Origin of the sequence: Micromonospora sp. NPDC049101, from assembly GCF_040648675.1 — a bacterium.
Taxonomy (GTDB): domain Bacteria; phylum Actinomycetota; class Actinomycetes; order Mycobacteriales; family Micromonosporaceae; genus Micromonospora.
In genome coordinates this window covers 1-23428 of the sequence record NZ_JBEZED010000043.1, presented here as the reverse complement: position 1 = coordinate 23428, position 23428 = coordinate 1, and the positions used below count along the sequence as shown (strand labels likewise).

Genomic DNA, 23428 nt, shown 5'->3' with positions numbered 1-23428 from the left:
CGGCAATGCCCCCGCAACATTCCGGGGCCGCCAACGCATTCGCGCGAGGCAATACATGGCAACCCATTGCCGCCGCGGCACGCCAGCTGCCTGAATCAGCGGGATGACACCTGGCGGAGGGAACAGCTCATGGGTATGACGCGGCGCGAGGCTCTCCTGGTCACGGCATCGTCGCTCCTCGTGGGCGCGGTCGGGTGCGGCGCACCGGAGGGTCCCGGCAAGTCCACCGGCGACACCACGGGTGAGGTGCCGCAGCGGCCCGGTCGGGCCGTGACGCTCAACGTCCTCGACGTAGCCGGCAACCTGCAGCTGACCCAGGGGATGATCGACGACTTCGTGGCCAAGAACCCCGACGTGATCTCCCGGGTGACCTACTCGAAGGCACCGGCACCGGAGCTGGCCGGCAAGATCAAGGCCCAGCAGGGCGCGAACCGGGTGGACATCGGTCTCGTGCTGACCGGTGTGGACGGGCTGGCGGCGGGCATCGAACAGGGGCTCTGGCTCGACCTGCTGCCGACGTTCCAGGACCGCCTCGGCGGCATGCGCGACTACCTGGCACCGGCCGCCGCGATGCAGCAGCTCGCCGGCAACGCCGGCGTCACCGTCACCTACTACCCGTCCGGTCCGCTGCTCGAATACCTGCCGGCCCGGCTGGCCACGCCGCCGAACAACGCGGCGGCCCTGCTCGCCTGGGCCCGGGCCAACCCCAAGAAGTTCCAGTACGCCCGGCCGGCCAACTCCGGCCCCGGCCGCACCTTCCTGATGGGCCTGCCCTACATCCTGGGCGACGCCAATCCCAAGGACCCCACCGCGGGGTGGGACAAGACCTGGGCCTTCCTCAAGGAGCTGGGCCAGTACGTGGACTACTACCCGTCCGGCACCACCGAGACGATGAAGAACCTCGCCAACGGCACGGCTCACCTGATCGTCAGCACGACCGGCTGGGACATCAACCCCCGGGTGCTGGGCACGGTGCCGAAGGAAGCCAGGATCGCCACGCTCGACGGCTTCCACTGGGTCACCGACGCGCACTACGCCGTGCTGCCCAAGGGCGTCTCGACCGACACGCAGGCGGCGGTGCTGGCCCTGCTGGCGTTCATGCTCACCCCCGAGCAGCAGGCCAAGGCGTACGACGAGGGCTACTTCTACCCGGGCCCGGCCGTGAAGGACGTCGGGCTCACCTCGGCGCCGCAAAAGAGCCAGGACGCGATCCGGGAGTTCGGCCGCCCCGAGTACGAGGCGCTGATCGCCGGCAACCCGACCGAGGTGCCGCTGGACGCGAAGAGCCTGGTGGCGGCGTTCAACCGCTGGGACCGCGAGATCGGCGGCGGGAAGGTCAAGCAGGGATGAGTGCCTTCTCCCACCTGCGGTTGGACGGGGTGTCCCGTCGGTTCGGCGGTCAGGACGCGCTCACCGACCTGGACCTGACCATCGAGACGGGCGAGTTCATCGCCCTGCTCGGCCCGTCCGGCTGCGGCAAGTCGACGGCCCTGAACTGCCTGGCCGGGCTCCTGCCGCTGACCCGGGGGAGCATCTGGCAGGACGAGCGGCGGATCGACACCCTGCCACCGGAGCGCCGCGGCTTCGGCATGGTGTTCCAGAGCTACGCCCTCTTCCCGCACCTGACGGTGCGGGCGAACATCGCCTTCGGGCTGCGCATGCGGCGGCTGCCGAAGGAGGAGACGCGCCGGCGTACGGCGGAGGCGGTGCGACTGGTGCGACTGGAGGACCACGTCGACAAGCTGCCCGGTCAACTGTCCGGTGGGCAGCAGCAACGCGTCGCCATCGCCCGCGCCGTGGTGTTCGAGCCGTCGCTGGTGTTGATGGACGAGCCGTTGAGCAACCTCGACGCCAAACTGCGGCTGGAGATGCGGACCGAGATCCGCCGGCTGCACCAGTCGCTGGGGCTCACCACCGTCTACGTCACGCACGACCAGGAGGAGGCGCTCTCCCTGGCCGACCGGCTGGTGGTGCTGCGGGAGGGGCGGGTGCAGCAGATCGGGTCACCGCGCGAGTTGCACACCCGGCCGGCGAACTGGCACGTGGCCGACTTCATGGGCTACCGCAACCTGTGGCGGGGCCGGGTGGTGCGGCGCGACGGCGGCCGGGCCACCGTCGAGTCGTCCGGTCAACGCCTGCTCGGCGAGGCCGTCGGTGACCTCGTCGACGGTACGGAGGTGGTGGTCGCGGTACGCCCCGAGGACATCCGCGTCGACGGGGCCGGGGGGACCTCCAACGCCCTGTCGGCGACCATCGAGGTGGTGGAATACCAGGGCCGCGAGTTGGCGGCCGAGGCGCGCACCGACACCGGCCAGTCGCTGCACCTGCGTACCGAGCAGCGGATCGCGCCCGGCGACCAGGTCAAGCTCGCCGTCGACCCGCAGCGGCTGCTCGTCTATCCCGCCGGCGCCACAGCGGACGCCGACCGTCTCGCGGACGCCCCGGCGGCGACCCGGTGAGCGCCGCCGGGCCCGGCCGACCGGTGGCGCACTGGCAACACCGGCTCGCCGAACGGGGCATCGACCGTCAGCTCCTCCTGTTGGTCCCGGCGCTGGTCTTCGTCATCGCCCTGTTCCTCTACCCGTTCTTCTACGGGTTGACGCTGTCGTTCCAGCCGACCGACGGCGGGCCGTTCAGCGACTACGCCCGGTTCTTCTCCGACGCGTACGAGCGGGGCACGATCTGGATCACGCTGCGGATCGCGCTGCCCGCCGCGCTCCTGAACGTCCTCGCCGCCGTGCCGATCGCCTACCGGATGCGCGGCCGGTTCCGGGGCAAGCGGCTGGTCACCACGCTGCTGGTCGTGCCGATCACGCTCGGCACCGTGCTCACCGCCCAGGGGCTGCTCAACTTCCTCGGCCCGACCGGCTGGTTCAACCGGATCCTGCTCGCCACGCACCTCGTCGACGAGCCGGTACGACTGACCCACAACTACTGGGGTGTGTTCTTCTCGCTGGTGATCACCGGCTTCCCGTTCGCGTTCCTGCTGGTGCTCTCCTACCTCTCCGGCATCGACCCCACCCTGGAACGGGCGGCCGCGACCCTGGGCGCGGACTGGCGTCGCCGGTTCACCCGGATCACCCTCCCGCTGCTGATGCCCGGCCTCGCCACGACGTTCTGCCTGACCTTCGTGCTGGCGTTCAGCGTGTTCCCGTCGGCCGTCCTGGTCGGCAACCCGGCCGGTGAGACACGGGTCATCTCCCTCGCCGCCTACCAGGCGGCGTACGAGCAGTACGACTACCCGTACGCGTCGGCGATCGCCATGATCATGGGCTTCGTCGAGTTGGTCGTCATTGCGGTGGTCCTGGCCGCGCGCAGTCGTTTCTACACCGGCGCCACCGGAGGCAAGGGCTGATGGCAACGACCACCCAGGCCCCACCAGCGCGACCCCCCGCGACAGGCACCGACAGGCGGCGGCGCATCGCCGCCCGGCCGGCCGCCTGGATCGTGTGGGGCGTCGTCATCTTCTTCTTCGTCAACCTGCTGGGCGTCGTGGCGTCCGTGCTGGTCAGCTCGTTCGGCCAGCGCTGGTTCGACACCTGGCTCCCGGACGGCTACACCACCAGCTGGTACGGCCGGGCCTGGGACGAGTTCGCCCTTCTCCAGGTCATCGTCGTGACGCTGGAGGTCTCCGTACTCGTCGTGGGTCTCGCGCTGCTGATCGGAGTGCCGGCGGCCTACGTCCTCGCGCGACGGTCCTTCCCCGGCAAGCGGCTGATCTTCCTCGTGTTCCTGCTGCCCATCCTCATGCCCCCGATCACGTACGGCATCCCGCTGGCGACGGTCCTCTACAAGTTCGGGTTGGCCGGGCACATGTCCGGGGTGGTGCTCGCCAACCTCGTTCCCTCGGTGCCCTTCGTCATCCTGACCATGACCCCGTTCATCGAGCAGATCGACCCGCGCATCGAGAGCGCCGCGCGGATGTGCGGCGCGGGTCTGCGTACGGTGTTCCTCCGGGTCCTCACGCCGCTGCTCGTGCCGGGCATCCTCGCCTCCGCGATCCTCGTCCTCGTCCGGACCGTCGGCATGTTCGAGCTGACCTTCCTGACCGCTGGGCCGGACTCGCAGACCCTCGTCGTGGCGCTCTACTACTCGATGTCCGCGTCCGGGATCCGGGCGCAGCAGTCGGTCGACGCCATGGCGGTCATCTACACGTCGATGATGCTCGTGCTGCTCGTCGTCGCACTGCGCTACGTCAACCCGACCCAGCTCGTGGCCCAGGTCAAGGAGGACCCCGAGCATTGACGCCCGACGGCCGGCCCGGTCAGCCGCCCACCACGTCCCGGGACGCCGTGGTGGCCCGCCAGCCGAGGCCCGGCCCGGCCGCCACCTCGTCGAGGATCTCGCCCACCCGGCCCACGACCGTGCGGAGTACGGGTAGCTTCGCGCGCAGGCCGCGATAGGTCGCGGCAAGGGCTGGGTCGACCGCGACCGGCTCGGCGCGGGCACCCTCGGGACTGAGCCGGGTGACGGCCTCGGTGAGGTCGGCGGCGAGGCCGATCGCGAAGAGCCCGAGCGCCGCCGCACCGAGGGCGGCGTCATCGTCCTCGGCCGCCACCTGGGTCGGACAGTCCAGGACCGCGGCCATCACCGCACGCCACAGCGGAGATCGGAACGCGCCGCCGGCCAGCCGAACGCTGCCGATCGGCGTCAGCTCGGCCAGGCGGTCCCGGACACCGCCGAGGTGCAGGCACACACCCTCCACGGCGGCCCGTACCAGGTGACCGCGAGAGTGCTCGCTGCGCAAGCCCAGGTACGCGCCCGGCGGGCCGGGATCCACCGCCGACGCCCGGTCGGCCCGCAGATAGGGCAGCATCACCAGGCCGTCGCTGCCCGGGGCGACCCGTTCGGCGAGCGCCAGCAGCTCCGGCGCGGCGAGCTGGTCGTCGGACGCCGGGCGAGGATCGGGGTCGAGGGCGCCACCGGCCCACCGCACCACGTTGCCGCCGTTGTTGACAGTCGCGCCGACCACCCACGCGTCCTCGGTCAGCGCGGCGCAGGAGAAGATCTCCGCAGGGTCGACGAGCGGAGCCGCGACGACCGTCCGCAGGGCCCCGGTGGCCGCGAGCGTCAGGCCGGCGACGGTGCTGTCGATTGCCGCCATGCCCAGGCTGCTCGACGGCCCGTCACCCGCGCCCACCACGACAGGTGTGCCGGACGGCAGGCCGACCGCCTGCCCGGCCGCCGAGGAGAGCCGCAACACGCCGGTCGTGGGCAGGACCGGCGGCAGCTGGCTGCCGGACACCCCGACCAGATCGAGTACGCCGGTGCTCCACACCCGCCGGTGCACGTCGAACATGCCGGTGCCGGACGCCGACGACAGCTCGGTCACCAATGTCCCGGTCAGCCGATGGACCAGGTAGTCCTTCAGGCCGATCCACCACCGCGTCGCGGTGCAGAGGTACGGCTCGTGACGGGCGAACCAGATCAGCTTGCACAGCGGGCTGCCCGGGTGCACCGGCGTGCCGGTAAGCCGGTGCAGTTCCCGGCTCTGACCGGAGACCCGCAGGTCGCGGGCCACCTCCGCAGAGCGCGTGTCCCGCCCGGTCAGCAGCGGCGTCACCGGGCTGAGTGCCGCGTCCAGCCCGATCACGCCGTACCGGGGGGAGCTGACCGCGAGGGCCACGACCTCCGCCCCGGCGATGTCGGCGACACACGCGGACACCGCCGCCAGGGTGGCCGCCACCAGCACGTCGGGATCCTGGACCTGCCAGCCGGGCAGCGGTTGGAGCAGGGGGTACGCCCGCGTCCGGACGTGTCGGGCGGAGCCGTCCACCGCGAACGCGCCCACCCGCACGGCGGTGGTGCCCACGTCGACCCCGAGGATGACACGACGCTCCGGCCCCATGAGCACATGGTCGAGCGGTGTTCGACGGGTGGGCAAGCGGTTGCGCACAGTTGCCGTGTCGTGCGAGCCAGAGGTCAGGGTTGAAGACGGCGGCCTCGGTCAGTGAACGACCTGCCCGACTCGGAATCGGCCTGGCTGGACGACGTCGGCGTAGGTCCCGAAGCAGGCTGCCCGCCCGAGCCCGGCCACCGGGATGCGGTAGTGCCGGGCCAGGGCGCTCAGCACCGAGAGGTCGGCCGGCAGTTCGGCCTGGGAGAGTCCGGGGACGATGCACCTCGGGGTGGGCAGGACCACCCGGAGCACGACATCGCCCAGGCGAAGTTCCTGCCCCGGTTCCGGGTCACGCGGTGCGTCGATGACCAGGTTCGGACGAAACCGCGTAGCGGCCACACTGCCACCTCCCATGCGCTCACCCAGCAGAGACAACGCGCCGGTGGTCACGATGTGAACGGCGCCGAAGTCGACGAACCGGCCCACCCGCCCCGCGCCCGCGATCGCCGTGATGGTGTCCTGACCGGGCCGGGCGCCGTCCATCCAATCGGGCACCATGCCTACGTCGTCAGGCAACGTCCGGTGCAGTCTCGCGTCGGGCGGCAACTCGCGGCTCAGCCGCACCGGGCGGCCCAGGTGCTTGCTGAGTGCGGTATCTGCCGCCGCGCTTCCGGCTGGCACCGATGTGCCGTCGACATGCAGTGTCAGGGTCGTCTCCGGGCCGTCGTCCCGCATGCTCGTGCCGACATCGAGCAGGCGCCCCCATCGTCGTGGGTGTTTGGCGCTGCCGACCGTCCCGTCGATGCGGTCGATACAGGCCCACGTCCGGTCGCCGCGCAGACCGGTCTGCTCGACGTCGGTCGCGGTGAGTGCCTCCCCCCGGGCGCTCTTGAGCGGGTAACGCCGGATCGCGGCAACCGTCTGCATGACGGTCATGCTGCCTCACCGCGTCACCACTCGGAGACGGGTGGCGCGAGGACTATCCGCTCCATGCCGCCGAGCGGGTGTTGCGGTTCGACATTCCGGTGGCAAGCCGCAGACCGGCGACGGTGCTGTCGATCGCCGCCATGCCCAGGCTGCGTGGACTTGTGGTCAGGAGCCGTTGTCGGTCAACATCCGGGCGCGATGGTGCTGCCGTGGCCGGTGAACGTAGATCTTGGACACTTCCCGTCCGGTCTGGACGGAAACTGTCCAAGATCTCCAGAGAGCAGTGGGCGCGCCGCCAGAACGCGGCTGCGGTCGTGGCGTTCGCTGATCCGCTGGTATTTCGCCCCACGCCGGGGTGCGAGTGGTGACAGGATCGTCGGCATGCCTGCTCGCGCACTGAGCTTCGGGATGGTGGCGGAACAGTACGAACGGTACCGACCGGGGTACCCGGCCGAGCTTGTCGAACTGGTGCTGACGTATGGGAATCGGCCGATTCAAACGGCCCTGGAGATCGGCGCCGGCACGGGCAAGGCGACCCGGCTGTTCGCCGGGGCGGGCGTCGCGGTCACCGCGACCGAGCCGGACGGGGCCATGCTCGCCGAGCTGCGCAAGCACGTGCCAGCCGGCGTCGAGACCGTGCGGGCCGCGTTCGAGGCCCTCCGGCTGGGCGCGAAATACGACCTGGTCTACGCGGCGGCGGCACTGCACTGGACCACACCGAAGGGTCGGTGGTCACGGGTGGCCGCGCTACTGGAACCAGGCGGCGTGTTCGCCTCGTTCGGCGGACCAACCCAGTTGGCCGACCCGGCGGCGGCGGACGCCGTCCGCGCCGCCAGGGCACCATTCCTGACGAGCGACGAGATCCCATCTCCAGACGGCACGCCCCCGGGGCAGGCCATGCAGTGGCCCGGCACGGAACTCCAACGCTGCGAATGGTTCGTCGACGTCCAGCAGACCGTGATCAAGCGTCGCCTGACGGTGAGTGCGCGCGACTACGTCGGACATCTGTCGACGATCTCGGCGTATCTCACGCTGCCGACCTCGCAGCGGGAGCAGGTCCTCAGCCAGATCGAGCAGATCCTGCCCCAGCGGGTCGAGCTTTCCGCAGACATCATCATGCATCTCGCCCGTCGACGCCCCGATCAGTAACGCCCGGGGGCGCCCAGGTTGATCCCGCCGATCGTCCGTGGGCCCGCCGAACGCCGAAGACGAAGGAAATCCGAGCGCTTCACCCCACCGGGCGCCGGTGTCAGACGTTGAACTTGCCGCCCTTGATGCTCTGGACGAAGCCGGCCCACTGACCCGCGCCGAACGACAGCACCGGTCCCTGCTGGTCCTTGCTGTCACGGACAGCGACCACGGCCGGGAGGTTGTCCGCCACCTCGACACAGTTCCCGGTCGACCCTGACCGAGTGCTCTTGCGCCAGGTAGCGCGACTCCAGTCCATCCCGTCCTCCTACTTGACCAGCTCGTGTGTCAGCGCGAGCAGCTTATCTCGGGTCGGCTTCGGTCCCAGCGCGACGGCCTGTAGCTGCTCGTGGGCGGTAGCGTACGCCGAAATCTCAGCGGGTCTATCCAGATATAGCGCGCCTGTCAGCGTGCCTACGTAGACCATCCGTTCCTCGGCCGCATCTGGGTAGGGTGCAGGCATCGGTGGGAAGTCGAGGATCACGAAGCTGCCATCGAAGCCGAGCCCGGACGAGTACGGAAGCAACTGAACCTGGACGTTGCTTCGGGTCGATTCTTCGATGAGTCGGTTGAGCTGCGCGCGAAGCACATCGGGACCTCCGACCACCCGTCGTACGGCTCCCTCGTCGATGACCACACGGAATATCGGTGGATCGTCCCCCGTCAGGATCTTCTGCCGCTCCATCCGCAGTGACACCTGCCGCTCAAGCTCGTCTTCGCGCAGAGGGATCGGGCCGGCTTGGAACACCGCGCGAGCGTACGCCTCGTCTTGGAGTAGCCCGGGGAACATCTGGCACTCATAGGTGCGGATGACCGACGCCTCGGACTCCATGCCGACGTAAGCGGCGAACCAGTCCGGCAGGACGTCGCCGTACCGCTGCCACCATCCGCGCTGCTTCGCCTGACGCGCAACGGCTATCACGGCTTCGGCCTGGTCGTCATCTACGCCGTAAAGCGCCAGCAGTGCCCGTACGTCGTTGGGGTGCGGCCGGACTTCCGCCGTCTCGACGCGACTGAGCCAACTCCCATCGTGGTCGACGCGCTGAGCAGCTTCTACCGAGGTAAACCCGGCCCGCTCCCGGAGCTTGCGCAAGGTGAGTGCCAAGCGCCGGCGCTGGACCGTGGGGCTTTGACGGGTAGCCATGCCTTCATCCTTCCATACGCATAACGTGACTTCCTCTCGCAATACGAGCTTCCACAATCAGTGTATCCGCATATTGCGAATTTCGCATCATGCGTGAGACGGTGTTGCGTGGGTGTGGTGGCCGTATCACTTTCCGTAGCTGTGCTGCCGCGTCCCCCACGAGTGAGGGCGGAGATGAGCCGGCACGTTCCCTATGGCGAATACCTGGCGGCGGTAGCGATGACCCTGGCTCGCCGGCATTGGCCGGTGTGGTCGTGGATCAAGTGGCGCAACGTCTGCAGGTGCGGGAACGAGCTGCCGTGCCGAGCCAGACACCGGATCCCGATCAACCGGGGTCACTGGCCGGGTGAGAGCCGATGACCGCACACGGGTCGGTCCTGCCGCTGTGGCTGTGCGAGGGATGCGACAGGCCCTGGCCGTGCGCCACGCGCCGAGGGGAGTTGCTGGATGAGTACGCCACGTCGCCGGTCGCACTGGCCGGCTACCTGGGATCGCACCTCGCCGCAGCCATGCGGGACATGTCCTGGGCTCCCGCCGACACCGTGTACCGCAGGTTCCTCGGGTGGTTGCCGTGAAGCCGGGAGACGTCGTGCTGATCGGGGCGGCCTGCTCGGTGCAGTTCTCGGGCGACCGGGCGCTGATGCTGCGTCTGGTGTCGATCGGCGAGACCGACCCGTACAACGACTGGATCTGGCTCACCGGGTACGTGCTCGACGCGAAGGGGCTGGCCACGGCCAAGCGTGAGCTGTACGTCCTGCGGGCCGGGTTGCGCATCCAACGGCGCGTGCAGCCGGGGCTGTCCAGTTCGCGCGTGATGGCCTGAGAGCGTGCCGGTTCGCAACCGGCCTTGGCCGCGCACGACGTCCATGTAGGAAGCGGGGAACGGGGTGCGGGCGGTGCGCCAGGTGGCGGGGTTGCACCATGGCTTCCGTGGACGCCTTCGCCGGGCGTGAAGGGGATCGCTGTCATCGGGCGTAGAGGGGTGTCAGACGCATGACGCTCCCTGGAGGACAACAATCCATGACCGGAACCGTCTCGTGACCGGGCCACCCGTGTGTGCGGTCGCTCCCGGCTCCCTGGCCGGCACCGACCCGCCCGACGACCTCGGCGCGGTGGCCGACGTCGTCCTGATCAGGCTGTCGCGCGCCGAGCCGGAGAGGTTCGCGCTGCTCTTCGACAGGTACTACCCGGAGATCCACCGGTTCGCCGCGAACCGGCTCGGCCCGGCCGCCGCCGACGACCTGGCGGCGGAGACCTTCCTGATCGCCTTTGCCAAGCGGACCCGATTCGATGCGGGAGACCCCGCCGACGACGCTGCCCCGGCCGAGCGCGCACCGGGCGGGCACGTCCGGGCGTGGCTGTACGGCATCGCCACGAACCTCGTCCGCCGCCAGCGGCGGAGCGAGCGGCGGCGCTACCGGGCAATGGCCCGGGCACCGCAGGACCAGTCCGTCGTCGGTCACGACGAGCGGATAGCCGCGATGGTCAGTGCGCAGAGCGTGCACCGCGATCTGGCCAGGGCACTGGCCGCACTCTCGGCCCGGGACCGGGACGTACTCCTGCTCGTCGCGCTCGGCGAACTCACCTATCACGAGGTCGCGGCAGCCCTGGAAATTCCGTACGGCACGGTCTGTTCCCGGCTCAGCCGGGCGCGTCGCAAGGTGCGCGAGGCGCTTGGCGACACCGATCCGAGCGGCCACGATCGAGACCTGGGGGACCTGTGATGGACGACGTGCGGATGATTCGCGACGTACTGGGGAAAGCTCCGGCACCGTCCGCCGACGCGACGGCGCGGGCCCGGGCGGCCCTGCTCGTGCAGGCTCGGGCCGAATCCGCGGCGGGCACCGTGGCGTCGCCGTGGCGTCGCCGTGTCGCAGCGGTGCGTACCCGGCCGGCGGGCCGCAGCGACCGGCTCGGCGCTCGGTGGTGGCACGTGTCGCTCGGCGGGCTCGGCATCTCGGCTGCGGTTGCCACGGCGCTTGTCGTGCCGGCGATCCTCGGGCCGGCGACGGTTCCCGCCGGCCCGGACCGGGGTGGGGTGGGCAGCCTCCCCGCCACGGTCCCGATCGGCGATGGCGACGACGCCGGGACGGTGCTGCGGCTGGTCGCCGCGAACGCCCGGCTCGACCGGGCCGTCGAGGCCCGGCCAGGGCAGTTCATCTACCGGGTGGGCGAGGAACGGTCCCTGTCGCTGATCGGCGATATCGACGGTGCCGGGCCGCTGGCCAGGGTCTGGGTGGCTCGCCGGCACGAGATGTGGTACACCGTGGAGGGCCTGCGGACGGCGCGGATGCGCATCACCGAGGGGGTCAGCCGTACCCCGCTGACCCCGGCCGACGCCAAGCTCGCCCGCGAACTCGGGTACGACCTGACCGCCCCGCCGGAGGTCGAGGAGTACGGGCCGGCGCCCGACTACCAGCCGCCCGCCGACTGTGCGAGCTGCCCGGCGGTCCGGGACCCGGGCGACGTCTACCGGCCGACGCCGGCGTACCTGGCGAGCCTGCCGACCGATCCGGCCCGGCTACTGGCCACCCTGCGGGAGGCGGTCGGCGACCAGAACAAGCACTCTCCCGACGCACAGGTCTTCACCAGGGTCCTGGACCTGCTTCGGGAGGTCGCCCCGATCATGCCTCCCGACGTTCGGGCGGCCCTCTACCAGGCGGTCGCACTGATTCCCGGAGTCGAACGGGTCGAGGGCCGGGTCGAACTGGCTGGTCGGCAGGGTGTCGCGATCGGCCGCGCCGGTGAGTCGACCGGGGACGAGACCCAGCGGGAGGAACTGGTCTTCGACACCGCGGGGCGTGAACTGCTCGGCTTCCGTTCGGTGCAGATCCGGACGGCGCGCGGCATACCGGCCGGGACCGTGGCGGCAGTACAGGTGCCCACGTTCACCATCGTCGACCGGGTCGGTGAGGTCCGATGACCGCCGGGAAGAGCTGGTTCCGGGTCGGCGGTGGACGGCGACTACTGGCCGTCGCACTGACCGTGGCGTCACTCCTCACGGTTGTGCCGTCGTACGCGGCGGCCGGTGCCCCTTCGGCCGGATCGACGCGGGCAGCCGGCGGCGGCGCGACGGCCGGTGCCGGGCGGGGCGTGCCGAGGACCGCCGGCACGGTGACGCTGATAACCGGGGACGTGGTCCGGCTGGATCCGGAGGGTGAACCCTCGGTTGCGCCGGCTGCCGGGCGGGACGGGACCGCTCCGGTCCGGCCCCGGGCCGTCTCGTACGCCCGCTACCAGCGTGACGGCGCCTGGTACGTGGTCCCGACCGACGCCGTACCCCTGCTCCGGGCGGACCTGCTCGACGAGCGACTGTTCGACGTCACCGGCCTGTTGGCTCAGGGGTACGACGACAGCGCCAGTCCGGTGCTGCCGTTGCTGGTCCAGTACGCCGACCCCGGCCAGGCCCGGCGGGCGGTCCCGTTGGCGGGAACGAGGGCCCGCCGGGTGCTGCCCGGGTTGAACCTGACCGCGAACGACCAGCCGAAGGCGACGGGGGCCCGGTTCTGGGCGGACCTGGTCCGCCAGGCGAACCCGGCGGCCCGGAGCATCCGCGGCGGCGTCCGGAAGGTGTGGTTGAACGCCCGTTACCGGGCGAGCCTGCATCGGAGCGTCCCGCAGATCGGCGCGCCCACGGCGTGGCAGGCGGGCTACACCGGCAGGGGTGTCACTGTCGCGGTCCTCGACTCCGGATACGACACCGACCATCCGGACCTGGCCGGTCGGGTGTCGGCGGCGCAGGACTTCACCGGGACGGGGAGCGTCGAGGACCGGTTCGGCCACGGCACCCACGTGGCGGCGACCGTCGGGGGCTCGGGGGCGGCCGGTCGGCATCGCGGTGTCGCCCCGGACGCGAAGCTGGCGGTGGGCAAGGTCCTCGACGACTCCGGCGATGGAGCCGAGGAGTGGATTCTCGCCGGCATGGAATGGGCGGCCACGAAGGCCGGTGCGAAGGTGGTGAACCTGAGCCTCGGCGGCGCCCCGAGCGACGGCACCGACCCGGTCAGCCAGGCGGTCGACCGGCTCAGCGCGGAACACGGCACCCTCTTCGTGGCCGCCGCCGGAAACAGGGGGGCGTACGCGCCGGTGTCGGCTCCGGCCAGCGCCGACGCCGCGCTCGCGGTCTCCAGTGTGGACTCCGCCGATCGGATCAGCGAGTTCTCCAGCCGGGGACCCCGGGTCGGGGACGGGGCACCGAAACCCGAGCTGGCCGCGCCGGGGGAGGCGATCCTGGCCGCCCGGGCGACCGGGGCGTACCCGGGGATCGCCGGCCACCCCGACCACGTGCCACTCTCCGGCACTTCGATGGCCGCACCGCACGTTGCCGGGGCGGCGGCGATCCTCGCGCAGCGGCACCCCGAGTGGACCGGTGCGCAGCTCAAGGCGGCCCTGGTCGGCGCCGCCGCGCCGGCCCGGGAGTCCCGGGTCTTCGACGTCGGCGCCGGCCGGATCGACGTGGCCCGGGCCGTCACCCAGCCGGTGCGGGCCGAGGTGGCGTCCCTCGCCATGGCTCTGCCCTGGGGGGCGCCGGGCGGCACCCGGCAACTGACCTACCGCAACGACGGGTCGACGCCTGTCACGCTGCGGCTGGCGCTGAGCCTGGCCGACACCGCCGGCCAGCCGGCCCCGCCGCAGCTGGCGACGCTCGGCGCGACGACCCTCACCGTGCCGGCCCGGGGCAGCGCCGCCGTCCCGGTGCGGTTCGCCGGGCAGCAGCGGGCCGGGACGTACGGCGGGGTCGTGGTCGCCACCGCCGGTGCGACAAGCGTGCGCACCCCGGTCGGGGTGCGGCAGGCCGCCGAGACGCACGAGGTCACCGTCCGACTGCTGGACCAGCAGGGCCGGCCCAGCGACAGCGGCGCCACGATGGTGGTCGGCATCGACGCCCAGAACGCCGGTTTCCGGGACTTCGTGTCCGGATCGGGTTCGGTGTCGGTGCCCGCCGGGCGGTACGCCCTGCTGTCCAGCGTCTATCTGCCGCCACCGCCGAACGGCGGGCTCCGGACCGCCGTACTCGGTTATCCGGGTCTGACACTTGCCGACGACACCACGGTGACCCTGGACGCCCGGTGGGCCCGGGCGGCACCGCTGGGCGTGGCCGACGAGCCGGCGGCGACCGAGGGGCTGCGCGATATCGTCATCGGCGCGCGGTGGTCCGGCGACCCGATCAACACCAGCATGGGGAACATCGTCGAACCGGGCTTCGGTGAGGTGCTGGTGGGCAGCGCACCCGGGGTGAGCGCGGAGGAGTTCAGCCTCACCGACATGGCGGTTCTGGAACGGCCGATGCTGCAACTGTCGGCGACCGCACCGGAACGGTTCCCGGTTCGGGTCGGCTGGCTCTGGAAGCCCGGGCCGACACCACCCTTCGAGGGGACCGCGCGACTTCCGGTCGTCCGGCTCGTGGTCGGTCCGACCGGCGAACTGCCCGACGTGGACGTGGCAGACGCGCTCGCTGTGCTCACCTCCTCTGCCGATGAGGCGGAACCGTTCGCACTGGCCCCGGTGGTACGCCAGCTTCAGCAACGGGGCGCCCGGATGGTGTTGCTGGCGACCGGGCAGTTCGGGTGGCCGGGCGAGCCACTCGCCCTGCCGACAATCAGCTCGGGACCCGGACACCCGGGGCTGGACCGATTCGTCGAACTCGCCGGTGCGGGGACACTCACCGCGACCGTGACCGGAAAGCCGGTCAGTCCATACCGCTACCAGCTTGGCTACCAGGCTCGGGGCGGGGTCCCGGCGGACCTGGCGTACCGGCCGACGACCGGGGAACTGGCCGCCGTCCCGACCAGCTACCACGACGCGGGCGAAGGGGTACGGCAGGTCCGCGCTAGTCTCCGGCTCGGCGATGACCACTACGGGTTGTTTGCGTCGATGCCGGTGTTCGCGCCACTGCGGCGTACCGAGTACTACACGCCGGGCAGTTGGCGAATCTTGCTCGGAAACAACATCTCCCCGGCGGTGGCGAGGACGGAGCTGAGGCTGCGGCCGGGGGCCAACTCGGCGGCCAGTTGGGATAAGGCGGTGGTGGGGCCGGCGTTGACCGGGCCGACCGTGGACAACGTCGGCAAGCCGTGGGTGAGCCGACAGGGGGACGTGGTCGACGTGATGTTGCCGATGTTCACCGACTCCAGCGGCCATCCGAGACCCACCGACGCGTTCGATGACGGCACCACGGGCAGCACCAGCCTGTACCGGAACGGGCAGCTTCTCGGCACCGTCGCCGAGCCCGGCCGGGGGCAGTTCGCCGTACCGGCCGCAGCTGCGACGTACCGGCTCACCGCCTCGGCGACGCACCACTCGCCGACCTGGCGGTCGAGCACGACGGTCAGCGGGTCGTGGACCTTCCGGTCCGCCACGGCATCGGGCCGGCAGCCACTGCCGCTGCTGGGCATGCTCCTCGACGCACCTGTCGACCTGCGCAACACCGTGTCGGTCGGTGACCGCCGACCGGTGCGGATGTCGGTGCACCGGCAGGACGGGGTGGCCGGGCGGCCGGTGGTGACGGTGACTGTCGCCGCCTCCTACGACGACGGCCGGAGCTGGCACGCGGTGCCGGTCAGCCGGGACGGTGCAAGCTGGCTGGCGTTGGTGCCACACAGCCGGGCCGGTCACGTGTCGCTGCGGGCGAACGCCGCCGACGCGGACGGCAACGCGGTGGAGCAGACGGTGCTCCGGGCGTACCGGGTCGGCGGCTAGCGCGGTGGGTGGGGATTCCGTCGGTCGGCGGTGGCCGCGGAGTCCCCACCGTCTCCGGCCGTGGGCAACGGGGCCGTCCGGTGCCCGACGACGAACGGACCCGCTGGCCGGTCACGTAACGCCCGGAGGCGCTCAGACCAGGAACTCCTCCCGCATCCGCGCGCCCAGGTTGATGCCGCCGACGGCCCGTGGCCCGGCCGGATCGTGCACGGCGACCGTGTTGTTGCGGCGCATCAGCTCCCGGACGGCGGGCGGCAGTCGCGGCGGGTCGTCCATGGCCGCGAGGACCTGCCCGGCACTGGAGATCAGTCGATCGGCCAGGGCGGCGGCGTCGGTGTCCACCCGCACCCGGCCGTACTCCCAGCCGGCGGTGGTCAGGTCGAGCACCTCGAACACCCGGGTCAGCAGCGGGTTCGGGTCGGTCACCCGGTCGAGCCGGGGTGCCCGGCTGCCGACCACCGTGACAGCGGCGGCCACCTGCGCGTACGGGTGGAAGCCGGACGGCAGCGCGAACAGCGGCCAGCGCAGTGCGGGACCGGCCTCCCGCCACAGCGGCCGGTAGTTGCGGCGGTGCACCAGCAGCCGCCGGCCCGTCCGCCGGTGGATCTCCTGTGCCTGGGACTGCAGGTCCACGTGGGCCTCGTCGGCGACCTGACCCACGATCTGCGCCGCCACCACCAGGCCGTCGTCGCTGTCCAGCGTCGTGGTGAGCGCCTCGACCTGCTCGGTGAACCGGATCCGCGCGTGGGGGCCGTACCGGGTCTGCACGTCGTGCAGCAGCGCCTGCTGGCGTCCCGGATCGAGCTGGACCCGCCTGCCGCCCAGCAACCGCCGGAGCCAACGCATGTCGCCTCGTTTCAGCAGAGCCGTCGTCGGACGGCGGCAATGTTAGTGCGTCGGCCCCACCCCGTGTGCCGACGGGTGCCCCCGGACCGCGTTGACGATCATCGACGGCGGGGCGTGACGAGTCCCGACTCGTACGCCCACACGACAAGTTGGGCGCGGTCACGGCAGTGCAGCTTCGCCATCGCCCGATTGACATGTGTCTTGGCGGTCAACGGGCTGATCACCATCCGCGCGGCGATCTCGTCGTTGCTCAGCCCGCCCGCGACCAGCTCGACGATCTCCTGCTCGCGGGCGGTCAGCACGTCACGCCCGGCCGCCGGCTCGGCCGGCGGTGGGCCGGACACGAACTCGCTGATGAGCGTCCGCGTCACGGCCGGTGCGAGCAGTGCGTCGCCGCGAGCCACGACGGCGATGGCCTGGAGCAGGTCGGCCGGGTCCGCGTCCTTGAGCAGGAAACCGCTGGCACCCGCGCGGAGGGCGGCGAAGACGTACGAGTCGAGCCCGTAGTTGGTGACGATGAGGATGTGGATCGCGGCGAGATCGGGATCGGCGGCGATGCGGCGGGTGGCTTCGATGCCGTCGAGTCCCGGCATCTGCACGTCCATGAGCACCACGTCCGGGCGCAGCCGTCGCGACAGGTGGACGGCGGAGGCACCGTCGGCGGCCTCGCCGATGACCTCCAGGTCGTCCTCGGCGTCGAGCAGGGCCCGGAATCCGGCTCGCATCAGGGCCTGATCGTCGGCGAGCAGAACCCGGATCATCGGGACTCCGCGACGCGCTGAGCGGGCTGGACCGCACGCGAGCGCGCGGTCCTGCCGGGGCCGTCCAGCGGGAACGCGGCCCGTACCGTGAATCCGTGGTCGTCGTTGGCGGCGGCCCGCAGGGTACCGCCGAGCCCGGTCACGCGTTCCCGCATGCCGCGCAGGCCCACGCCCGGTGTGACCGGGTGAGCCGGCGACGCGTGGCCGTCGTCGGTGACCGAGACGGTGAGCTGCGCCGGGGCGTACTCGACGTGGACGTGTGCGGTGGCGGGGCCGGCGTGGCGGGCCACATTTGTCAGTGCCTCCTGGACGACCCGATACCCGGCCTGGTCGATCTCGGCGGGCAGGTCCCGCGCCGGGCCGCTGACGGTGACGTGCACCGGCACGCCGGCAGCCTGGGTCCGTTCGACGAGCTCGTCCACCCGGGCCAGCCCGACGTGGTCCTCGTCGGCGGGCGAGCGCAGGACGTCGAGCGTGGTGCGCAGCTCCCGCATCGCGGCGCTGCTGGCCTCCTGGATCGCCAGCAGGGTGGCCGACGGCTGCTCGCCGTGTTTGCGCGCGAGGTGCACTGCGATCCCGGCCTGCACCTTGATCACCGAGATGCTGTGGGTCAGGGAGTCGTGCAGGTCGCGGGCGATGCGCAGACGCTCCTCCCCGGCGCGCCGCAGCGCCATCTCCTCGCGGGTGCGTTCGGCCTCGATCGCCCGCTGCTCGACCTGTTCCAGGTACGCCCGGCGTTGCCGCGCCACCAGCCCCGCGACGTTTGCCGCCACGAACCAGCCCAGCAGCAGAGCCGTCCGCTCGGCGACCAGGTCGCCCGGTCGGCCGGCGGGCGCCATTGAGATGTCGCGGGTGAGGAAGCTACCGAGGAAGACGAGGCTGGCCACGGCGGCGGCCGCTCGGCGCCCCCGCCAGGCGGCGACGTAGACCGCGCTGAGCACGGGAAACGCGGCGGACACCCCGGGGTGCACGCGGACGTGGACGGCCAACATGGCGACGGTGACCACGGCCAGTGCCACCACCGGATACCGCCGGCACACCGCCAGGGCGACTGCCATGGCCAGGACCAGGGCGACGTCGAGCGCACCGACCGTGGCGGCGTCCGGGGTGAGCGCGGCGTTGCCGAGCAGGAGGCCGCCGAGGACCAGGCCACCGAGGGCGTACGGCAGATCGCGACGCATCGCCGAACTGTAGAACGGGCCGTCCGCGTGCGGCATCCACCGACCGCGGTAGCCGGACGTACCGCGGACGCGGTAGCGCCGACCGGCCAAGTGCCTGCGATGGCACGACGTTTTCCCAGCTCGCCGGGACGAGCATCGAGCCCATGACATACCGCTTCACCACCCCAGTGAGAGCGTCGGCCGCGACCGGCCGGACCGCGCAGGTCTACCGGCAGATGTCGGACGACTTCCTCGGGCCGCTGCCCACCTTCCAGGTGCTCGCCGCCGTGCCGGAGGTGCTGGCCGCGACCTGGGCACTGATGCGTGAGGCGCTGCTCGCCGGTGACGCGTCCCGGGTCGAGCGCGAACTCGTCGCGGCGGCGGTGTCCCGGGCCAACCGCTGTCAGTTCTGTGTCGACTCGCACGCGATGCTGCTGCACGCGCTGGGCCAGCCGAAGCTGGCCGAGGCCATCGTCCGGGACGGGACACCACCGCAGCCGGGGTACGCCGCGCTCGTCGGTTGGGCGCAGGCGAGCCGTAACCCCACCGCGTCCGCCTGGGCCAGCCCGTACCGCCCGGAGGTCACCGGCACCCTGCTCGCCTTCCACTTCATCAACCGGATCGTGTCCGCGCTGCTCAACCCCGATCTGCTCCCCGGCGGCCTGCAACGCTCCCCACTGGTGCGTTCGGTCGGCGGCTGGCTCTCCGCGAAGACCGCCCGGGAACCGAAGGAACCCGGCCGGAGCCTCGCGCTCCTGGACGCGGGTACGACGGCGGCACCCGGTTGGGCGGGGGACAGCCCGGTCGGCGTCGCCTACGCGGCCCTGACGGACGCCGCCACACGGGGCGGGGGCCTCCTGGGCGACGTGGCGCGCCAAACCGTCACGGCCACCGTGCGGTGGGAGGACGGGCGGTTTCCGGCCCGGCCCGCGGACTGGGCCGTCGACCTGGTCCGGGACGTGCCGGGCGCCGATCGCGTCGGCACGAGGATCGCCCTGCTGGCGGCGTTCGCGCCGAGCGCGATAAGCGTCGGTGACGTCGCTCTCTGGCGGCTGTCCCACCCCGGCGACGCCGACCTCGTACGGCTCGTCGCGTACGGGGCGATCACGGCCACCGAGCACATCGCCCAGGCGCTGACCTCGGCGCACCTCTAGGAGAGACCACCATGCGTAAGGCATTCGTCGGCACCAGTGCCCTGTTGCTCGTCGCGTTCGTCCTGCAGTTCGTCTTCGCCGCCGTGGGTGGGTTCACGAAACCCGTGGGCGACGACTCGTACACCCTGCACAGCGTCAACGGCATGGCGGTCATCCCGGTCCTCACCCTGCTCACCGCGCTGTGCGCGGCACTGGCCAGGGCGCCGGGTCGGCTCATCGGCCTGGCGCTCCTGCCGATCGGTCTCGTCGTCCTGCAGGCGCTCCTCGCCACGCTTGCCAACGCGGCCACCGACGCGGCGGGCGTCAGCACCCCGCTCGGCCCGATCATCGGTGGGCTGCACGCCCTCAACGGGATCATCGCCGTCCACGTCGTGGTCGCGGTCCTGCAGGGGGCTCGGAAGCTGACCGGCCCGCAGCCGGCCGACTCCGCCGGCGACGTCGTACGCAGCGGGGATCCGGCATGACCACCGGCTCGCTGCTCGTGGTCGACCTCGTGATCGCGGTCCTCGCGGCCGCCGGTTGGCTGGGTGGCGGCGCCGCGGCGGCCGTCCGGCGCCGCCCGCTCGCGCTGGCGCTGGCGGCCGTCGCGCTGCTCGCCACGCTCGCCCGCGCGATCACCATCACCGCGCTCGCCCGCGCCGGTTGGTGGTTCGCGGCGGAGAAGGTCCTCGTGGCCGCCCCACTGTCGCTCGCGGCGCTGGCCGCGGCCGGGCCGCGGTGGCGAGCGGTCCCGGGCGACATCTGGTCCGTCGCGCCTGCGCTCCTCTTCGCCGGGTACGCCACGAGTGGCGCCCTGCTCGTGACGGTCCTGCACGGCTACCCGGCGTCGGTGGGCGCGGGACTGCTCGCGGTGGCCGGGGCCGTCACGGCGACGGCCGTGTCCTGGCGCGCTCTGGGTGTGCGCCCGTCCCGGGTGCTGTCCCGGGTGGCCCTCGTGGTGGCGGTCGGCGCGTTGGTGACCGGAGTCGGGCTGACCGTCGGCCCGGACGCCACGCCCGCCGTACCCCATGACCATGGTTATCGGGACGCGCGGACCAGCGACGAACCGACCCGGCGGTTCACCCTCACGGCCGGGACCGCCACGGTGCGCGCGAGTGGCCGGGACGTCGCGGCGTGGGCGTTCAACGCCCAGGTACCCGGGCCGGAGCTGACCGCCACCGTCGGCGACGTGGTGGAGGTGACGCTACGCAACCGGGACATCGGGCGCGGCGTCACGCTGCACTGGCACGGGTACGACGTGCCGAACAGCCAGGACGGGGTGCCGGGCGTGACCCAGGCGGCGGTGCGGCCCGGCCAGGAGTTCGTCTACCGGTTCCGCGCCGACCAGGCCGGGACGTACTGGTACCACACGCATTCGGTCTCCGACGTCGGCGTGCGGATGGGCCTCTACGGAGTCCTGGTGGTCCGCCCGGGGCCGATGGTCGGCCTCGACGTCACCGTGCCGGTGCACACCCTCTCCGGCCTTCCGCTGCCCGCACCACGGGTGGAGCCGGTCCAGGCGGGCGTGCCCGTGCGGCTGCGGCTGGTCAACACCGACAGCACGACGCATCGCTACGCCCTGGCCGGGACGGCGTTCCGGGTCGCCGCGATCGACGGCTCTGACCTGCGGGGCCCGACGTCGCTCGTGGACACCGCGGTGCTGATCCCGGCCGGGGGGCGTTACGACCTGGTCTTCGACGCGCCGACCACGCCTGTGGCGTTGTTCGTCGACGGCCGGGCGGTCTACTCGACCGGGCCGGTGTCGGCGGCGACGGGCGACTGGCCGGTGCTGGATCCGCTCGACTACGGCACCGCCGTCGCGGTGCCGTGGTCCCGGTTCGACCGGACCTTCACCCTGGTTCTCGATCGTGGCCTCGACCTGCACAATCTGCTGCCCCGCTACGCGCACACCGTCAACGGCGCGGCCGACCCGGACATCCCGCCGCAGGTCGTCCGCCTCGGTGACGTCGTCCGGTTCACGATCGTCAACCGGTCGCCGACCGTGCACCCGTGGCACCTGCACGGCCACCACGTCCTGGTGCTGTCGCGCGACGGGCGGCCGGCGGCCGGCACCCCGTTGTGGCTGGACTCGTTCGACGTCCGGCCGGGCGAGGTGTGGGAGGTGGCGTTCCGGGCCGACAACCCGGGGGTGTGGGCCAACCACTGCCACAACCTGGCGCACGCCGACGCCGGCATGACGATGCACCTGATGTACGCGTGACCCGCCCGACCGGCACCGGAGATCGAAACCCGCCACTTCGAGGTTGAGGGTATGGGAGCGCTCCCGTAACATACCTGTCGCGGCCTGTTAACGCTCACAAAAACCACCGAGCCAGCGACCACCGCCAATGTACGGGCCGCCGTCCCCTCAGGAGGGTGTTCTATGACCAGATCCAGATACACCAATGTCGGTCTGGCGTCGGCCGGCGTTGCCCTACTCGTGTCGGCGTCGGTTGTCGCGGCGCTGCCGGCCGGTGCCGCGGCGGCGGGCTGTTCGGTGAACTACGCCGTCTCGTCGCAGTGGCAGGGCGGCTTCGGCGCCAACGTGTCGATCACCAACCTGGGTGATCCGGTGACCAGTTGGACGTTGACGTGGTCGTACGCGGCCGGGCAGACGGTCACGCAGGCGTGGAACACGTCGCTGACGCAGAGCGGCTCCGCGGTCACCGCGAAGAACGTGAGCTACAACGGCTCGATCGGCACCAACGCCACCGTGTCGTTCGGTTTCAACGGGTCGTGGACGGGCAGCAACCCCGCGCCGACGAGCTTCGCCCTGAACGGCGTGACGTGCGGTGACGGCACGCCGCCGACGACCCCGCCGCCGACCAGCCCGCCCCCGACGGATCCGCCGCCGACGAGCCCGCCGCCGACCACTCCACCGCCCACCACGCCGCCCCCGACGACCCCGCCGCCGACCCCGTGCGACCTACCCTCGACGTACCGCTGGTCGTCGACGGGCGTGTTGGCCACCCCGAAGTCGGGTTGGGTGTCGCTGAAGGACTTCACCGTGGCGCCGTACAACGGCCAGCAGCTCGTCTACGCGACCACGCACGACTTCGGCAAGAGCTGGGGTTCGATGAACTTCAGTCTGTTCTCGAACTGGTCGCAGATGGCCTCGGCCACCCAGACCGGGATGAGTTCGGGGACGGTGGCGCCGTCGTTGTTCTACTTCGCGCCGAAGAACATCTGGGTGCTCGCCTACCAGTGGGGTGGGCCGGCGTTCTCCTACCGGACCTCGACCAACCCGACCAACCCGAACGGCTGGTCGGCGCCGCAGACGTTGTTCACCGGGAGCATCACCGGTTCCGGCACCGGGCCGATCGACCAGACGCTGATCGCCGACGACACGAACATGTACCTGTTCTTCGCCGGTGACAACGGCAAGATCTACCGGGCCAGCATGCCGATCGGGAACTTCCCCGGCAACTTCGGCAGCAGCTACACGACCATCATGAGCGACACGCAGAACAACCTGTTCGAGGCCCCGCAGGTCTACAAGCTGAAGGGTCTGAACAAGTACCTCATGATCGTCGAGGCGATCGGCTCGACCGGCCGGTACTTCCGCTCGTTCACGGCCACCAGCCTGAACGGTTCGTGGACGCCGCAGGCCGCGTCGCAGAGCAACCCGTTCGCCGGCAAGGTCAACAGTGGTGCCACCTGGACCAACGACATCAGCCACGGTGAGCTGCTGCGCACCAGCGCCGACCAGACCATGACTGTCGACGCCTGCA

21 protein-coding genes are annotated in these 23428 nt (G+C 71.5%); 14 read left to right on the top strand and 7 right to left on the bottom strand.

What is annotated here, in order from left to right; genetic code table 11:
- The first annotated feature begins 129 nt into the window (after positions 1-129).
- Genes AB0B57_RS35250 through AB0B57_RS35235 form a run of 4 tightly spaced genes read left to right on the top strand, consistent with a single transcriptional unit; the run spans position 130 to position 4245 of the window.
- A complete protein-coding gene (locus AB0B57_RS35250) occupies positions 130-1350 on the top strand; it encodes an extracellular solute-binding protein (protein ID WP_357080275.1) in 1221 nt (406 codons plus the stop codon).
- A complete protein-coding gene (locus tag AB0B57_RS35245; protein ID WP_357080272.1) occupies positions 1347-2459 on the top strand; it encodes an ABC transporter ATP-binding protein in 1113 nt (370 codons plus the stop codon). The genes AB0B57_RS35250 and AB0B57_RS35245 overlap by 4 nt, the downstream gene beginning before the upstream one ends.
- Positions 2456-3355, top strand: a complete 900-nt coding sequence (locus AB0B57_RS35240) for an ABC transporter permease (RefSeq protein WP_357080269.1) — start codon at positions 2456-2458, stop codon at positions 3353-3355. The genes AB0B57_RS35245 and AB0B57_RS35240 overlap by 4 nt, the downstream gene beginning before the upstream one ends.
- Positions 3355-4245, top strand: coding sequence for an ABC transporter permease (locus AB0B57_RS35235; protein ID WP_357080266.1), 891 nt, complete (start codon positions 3355-3357; stop codon positions 4243-4245). The genes AB0B57_RS35240 and AB0B57_RS35235 overlap by 1 nt, the downstream gene beginning before the upstream one ends.
- 19 nt (positions 4246-4264) lie before the next feature.
- Here the strand turns inward: AB0B57_RS35235 and AB0B57_RS35230 are convergent, their stop codons facing one another.
- The gene (locus AB0B57_RS35230) at positions 4265-5848 is read right to left on the bottom strand and encodes a gluconokinase (protein ID WP_357080263.1); all 1584 of its coding nucleotides are present in this window, start codon (positions 5846-5848) and stop codon (positions 4265-4267) included.
- Between the two features lie 99 nt (positions 5849-5947).
- On the bottom strand, positions 5948-6775 hold the full coding sequence (locus AB0B57_RS35225; RefSeq protein WP_357080260.1) for an MOSC domain-containing protein: 828 nt from the start codon (positions 6773-6775) through the stop codon (positions 5948-5950).
- 372 nt (positions 6776-7147) lie between these two features.
- On the opposite strand from AB0B57_RS35225, the gene AB0B57_RS35220 reads away from it, so the two are divergent.
- Entirely contained in the window at positions 7148-7915 is a 768-nt protein-coding gene (locus tag AB0B57_RS35220; protein ID WP_357080256.1) for a class I SAM-dependent methyltransferase, read from the top strand.
- A gap of 100 nt (positions 7916-8015) precedes the next feature.
- Here the strand turns inward: AB0B57_RS35220 and AB0B57_RS35215 are convergent, their stop codons facing one another.
- Both AB0B57_RS35215 and AB0B57_RS35210 read right to left on the bottom strand, forming a co-directional pair.
- Positions 8016-8213 (bottom strand): DUF397 domain-containing protein, encoded by a 198-nt coding sequence (locus AB0B57_RS35215; RefSeq protein ID WP_357080253.1) that lies wholly within the window; start codon positions 8211-8213, stop codon positions 8016-8018.
- A gap of 9 nt (positions 8214-8222) precedes the next feature.
- Positions 8223-9098 carry a helix-turn-helix transcriptional regulator gene (locus AB0B57_RS35210; RefSeq protein WP_357080250.1) on the bottom strand — a complete coding sequence of 292 codons (876 nt, stop codon included), beginning with the start codon at positions 9096-9098 and terminating at the stop codon, positions 8223-8225.
- 356 nt (positions 9099-9454) lie between these two features.
- Here AB0B57_RS35210 and AB0B57_RS35205 point away from each other — a divergent pair, with 356 nt between their 5' ends.
- The 5 genes from AB0B57_RS35205 to AB0B57_RS35185 all read left to right on the top strand — a co-directional run bounded on the left by AB0B57_RS35205 (position 9455) and on the right by AB0B57_RS35185 (position 15797).
- Positions 9455-9673, top strand: a complete 219-nt coding sequence (locus tag AB0B57_RS35205) for a hypothetical protein (RefSeq protein WP_357080246.1) — start codon at positions 9455-9457, stop codon at positions 9671-9673.
- Positions 9661-9921, top strand: coding sequence for a hypothetical protein (locus AB0B57_RS35200; RefSeq protein WP_357080243.1), 261 nt, complete (start codon positions 9661-9663; stop codon positions 9919-9921). Before AB0B57_RS35205 ends, AB0B57_RS35200 begins: the two co-directional genes overlap by 13 nt.
- 253 nt (positions 9922-10174) lie before the next feature.
- Positions 10175-10822 carry an RNA polymerase sigma factor gene (locus AB0B57_RS35195; protein ID WP_357080353.1) on the top strand — a complete coding sequence of 216 codons (648 nt, stop codon included), beginning with the start codon at positions 10175-10177 and terminating at the stop codon, positions 10820-10822.
- Positions 10822-12021 carry a CU044_5270 family protein gene (locus tag AB0B57_RS35190; RefSeq protein ID WP_357080239.1) on the top strand — a complete coding sequence of 400 codons (1200 nt, stop codon included), beginning with the start codon at positions 10822-10824 and terminating at the stop codon, positions 12019-12021. The genes AB0B57_RS35195 and AB0B57_RS35190 overlap by 1 nt, the downstream gene beginning before the upstream one ends.
- Complete coding sequence (locus AB0B57_RS35185) at positions 12018-15797, top strand: S8 family serine peptidase (protein WP_357080236.1); 3780 nt, start codon at positions 12018-12020, stop codon at positions 15795-15797. Before AB0B57_RS35190 ends, AB0B57_RS35185 begins: the two co-directional genes overlap by 4 nt.
- Before the next feature lie 132 nt (positions 15798-15929).
- Here the strand turns inward: AB0B57_RS35185 and AB0B57_RS35180 are convergent, their stop codons facing one another.
- The 3 genes from AB0B57_RS35180 to AB0B57_RS35170 form a co-directional block, all read right to left on the bottom strand.
- Positions 15930-16643: a hypothetical protein gene (locus tag AB0B57_RS35180; RefSeq protein WP_357080233.1), complete on the bottom strand. Its 714-nt coding sequence runs from the start codon at positions 16641-16643 to the stop codon at positions 15930-15932.
- Positions 16644-16741: 98 nt separating this feature from the next.
- The gene (locus tag AB0B57_RS35175) at positions 16742-17404 is read right to left on the bottom strand and encodes a response regulator transcription factor (RefSeq protein WP_357080230.1); all 663 of its coding nucleotides are present in this window, start codon (positions 17402-17404) and stop codon (positions 16742-16744) included.
- Positions 17401-18585 (bottom strand): sensor histidine kinase, encoded by a 1185-nt coding sequence (locus tag AB0B57_RS35170; RefSeq protein ID WP_357080227.1) that lies wholly within the window; start codon positions 18583-18585, stop codon positions 17401-17403. The genes AB0B57_RS35175 and AB0B57_RS35170 overlap by 4 nt, the downstream gene beginning before the upstream one ends.
- Before the next feature lie 143 nt (positions 18586-18728).
- Here AB0B57_RS35170 and AB0B57_RS35165 point away from each other — a divergent pair, with 143 nt between their 5' ends.
- From AB0B57_RS35165 to AB0B57_RS35150, 4 genes are all read left to right on the top strand, one after another.
- Positions 18729-19718: a carboxymuconolactone decarboxylase family protein gene (locus AB0B57_RS35165; protein WP_357080223.1), complete on the top strand. Its 990-nt coding sequence runs from the start codon at positions 18729-18731 to the stop codon at positions 19716-19718.
- Positions 19719-19729: 11 nt separating this feature from the next.
- Positions 19730-20182, top strand: a complete 453-nt coding sequence (locus tag AB0B57_RS35160) for a DUF6220 domain-containing protein (protein ID WP_357080219.1) — start codon at positions 19730-19732, stop codon at positions 20180-20182.
- A complete protein-coding gene (locus AB0B57_RS35155) occupies positions 20179-21918 on the top strand; it encodes a multicopper oxidase family protein (protein ID WP_357080216.1) in 1740 nt (579 codons plus the stop codon). The genes AB0B57_RS35160 and AB0B57_RS35155 overlap by 4 nt, the downstream gene beginning before the upstream one ends.
- Positions 21919-22080: 162 nt before the next feature.
- Positions 22081-23428, top strand: a 1348-nt coding sequence (locus AB0B57_RS35150; protein WP_357080212.1) for a non-reducing end alpha-L-arabinofuranosidase family hydrolase, incomplete at its 3' end; no start/stop codon positions are given.

What these genes read in the sequence shown, in the direction of transcription:
- AB0B57_RS35155 (WP_357080216.1), top strand. Translation starts at nt 20,179, where the DNA reads ATGACCACCGGCTCGCTGCTCGTGGTCGACCTCGTGATCGCGGTCCTC.
- AB0B57_RS35235 (WP_357080266.1), top strand. Translation starts at nt 3,355, where the DNA reads ATGGCAACGACCACCCAGGCCCCACCAGCGCGACCCCCCGCGACAGGC.
- AB0B57_RS35170 (WP_357080227.1), bottom strand. Translation starts at nt 18,585, where the DNA reads ATGCGTCGCGATCTGCCGTACGCCCTCGGTGGCCTGGTCCTCGGCGGC.
- AB0B57_RS35160 (WP_357080219.1), top strand. Translation starts at nt 19,730, where the DNA reads ATGCGTAAGGCATTCGTCGGCACCAGTGCCCTGTTGCTCGTCGCGTTC.
- AB0B57_RS35205 (WP_357080246.1), top strand. Translation starts at nt 9,455, where the DNA reads ATGACCGCACACGGGTCGGTCCTGCCGCTGTGGCTGTGCGAGGGATGC.
- AB0B57_RS35250 (WP_357080275.1), top strand. Translation starts at nt 130, where the DNA reads ATGGGTATGACGCGGCGCGAGGCTCTCCTGGTCACGGCATCGTCGCTC.
- AB0B57_RS35165 (WP_357080223.1), top strand. Translation starts at nt 18,729, where the DNA reads ATGACATACCGCTTCACCACCCCAGTGAGAGCGTCGGCCGCGACCGGC.
- AB0B57_RS35230 (WP_357080263.1), bottom strand. Translation starts at nt 5,848, where the DNA reads ATGGGGCCGGAGCGTCGTGTCATCCTCGGGGTCGACGTGGGCACCACC.
- AB0B57_RS35215 (WP_357080253.1), bottom strand. Translation starts at nt 8,213, where the DNA reads ATGGACTGGAGTCGCGCTACCTGGCGCAAGAGCACTCGGTCAGGGTCG.
- AB0B57_RS35245 (WP_357080272.1), top strand. Translation starts at nt 1,347, where the DNA reads ATGAGTGCCTTCTCCCACCTGCGGTTGGACGGGGTGTCCCGTCGGTTC.
- AB0B57_RS35220 (WP_357080256.1), top strand. Translation starts at nt 7,148, where the DNA reads ATGCCTGCTCGCGCACTGAGCTTCGGGATGGTGGCGGAACAGTACGAA.
- AB0B57_RS35210 (WP_357080250.1), bottom strand. Translation starts at nt 9,098, where the DNA reads ATGGCTACCCGTCAAAGCCCCACGGTCCAGCGCCGGCGCTTGGCACTC.
- AB0B57_RS35175 (WP_357080230.1), bottom strand. Translation starts at nt 17,404, where the DNA reads ATGATCCGGGTTCTGCTCGCCGACGATCAGGCCCTGATGCGAGCCGGA.
- AB0B57_RS35190 (WP_357080239.1), top strand. Translation starts at nt 10,822, where the DNA reads ATGGACGACGTGCGGATGATTCGCGACGTACTGGGGAAAGCTCCGGCA.
- AB0B57_RS35185 (WP_357080236.1), top strand. Translation starts at nt 12,018, where the DNA reads ATGACCGCCGGGAAGAGCTGGTTCCGGGTCGGCGGTGGACGGCGACTA.
- AB0B57_RS35180 (WP_357080233.1), bottom strand. Translation starts at nt 16,643, where the DNA reads ATGCGTTGGCTCCGGCGGTTGCTGGGCGGCAGGCGGGTCCAGCTCGAT.
- AB0B57_RS35225 (WP_357080260.1), bottom strand. Translation starts at nt 6,775, where the DNA reads ATGACCGTCATGCAGACGGTTGCCGCGATCCGGCGTTACCCGCTCAAG.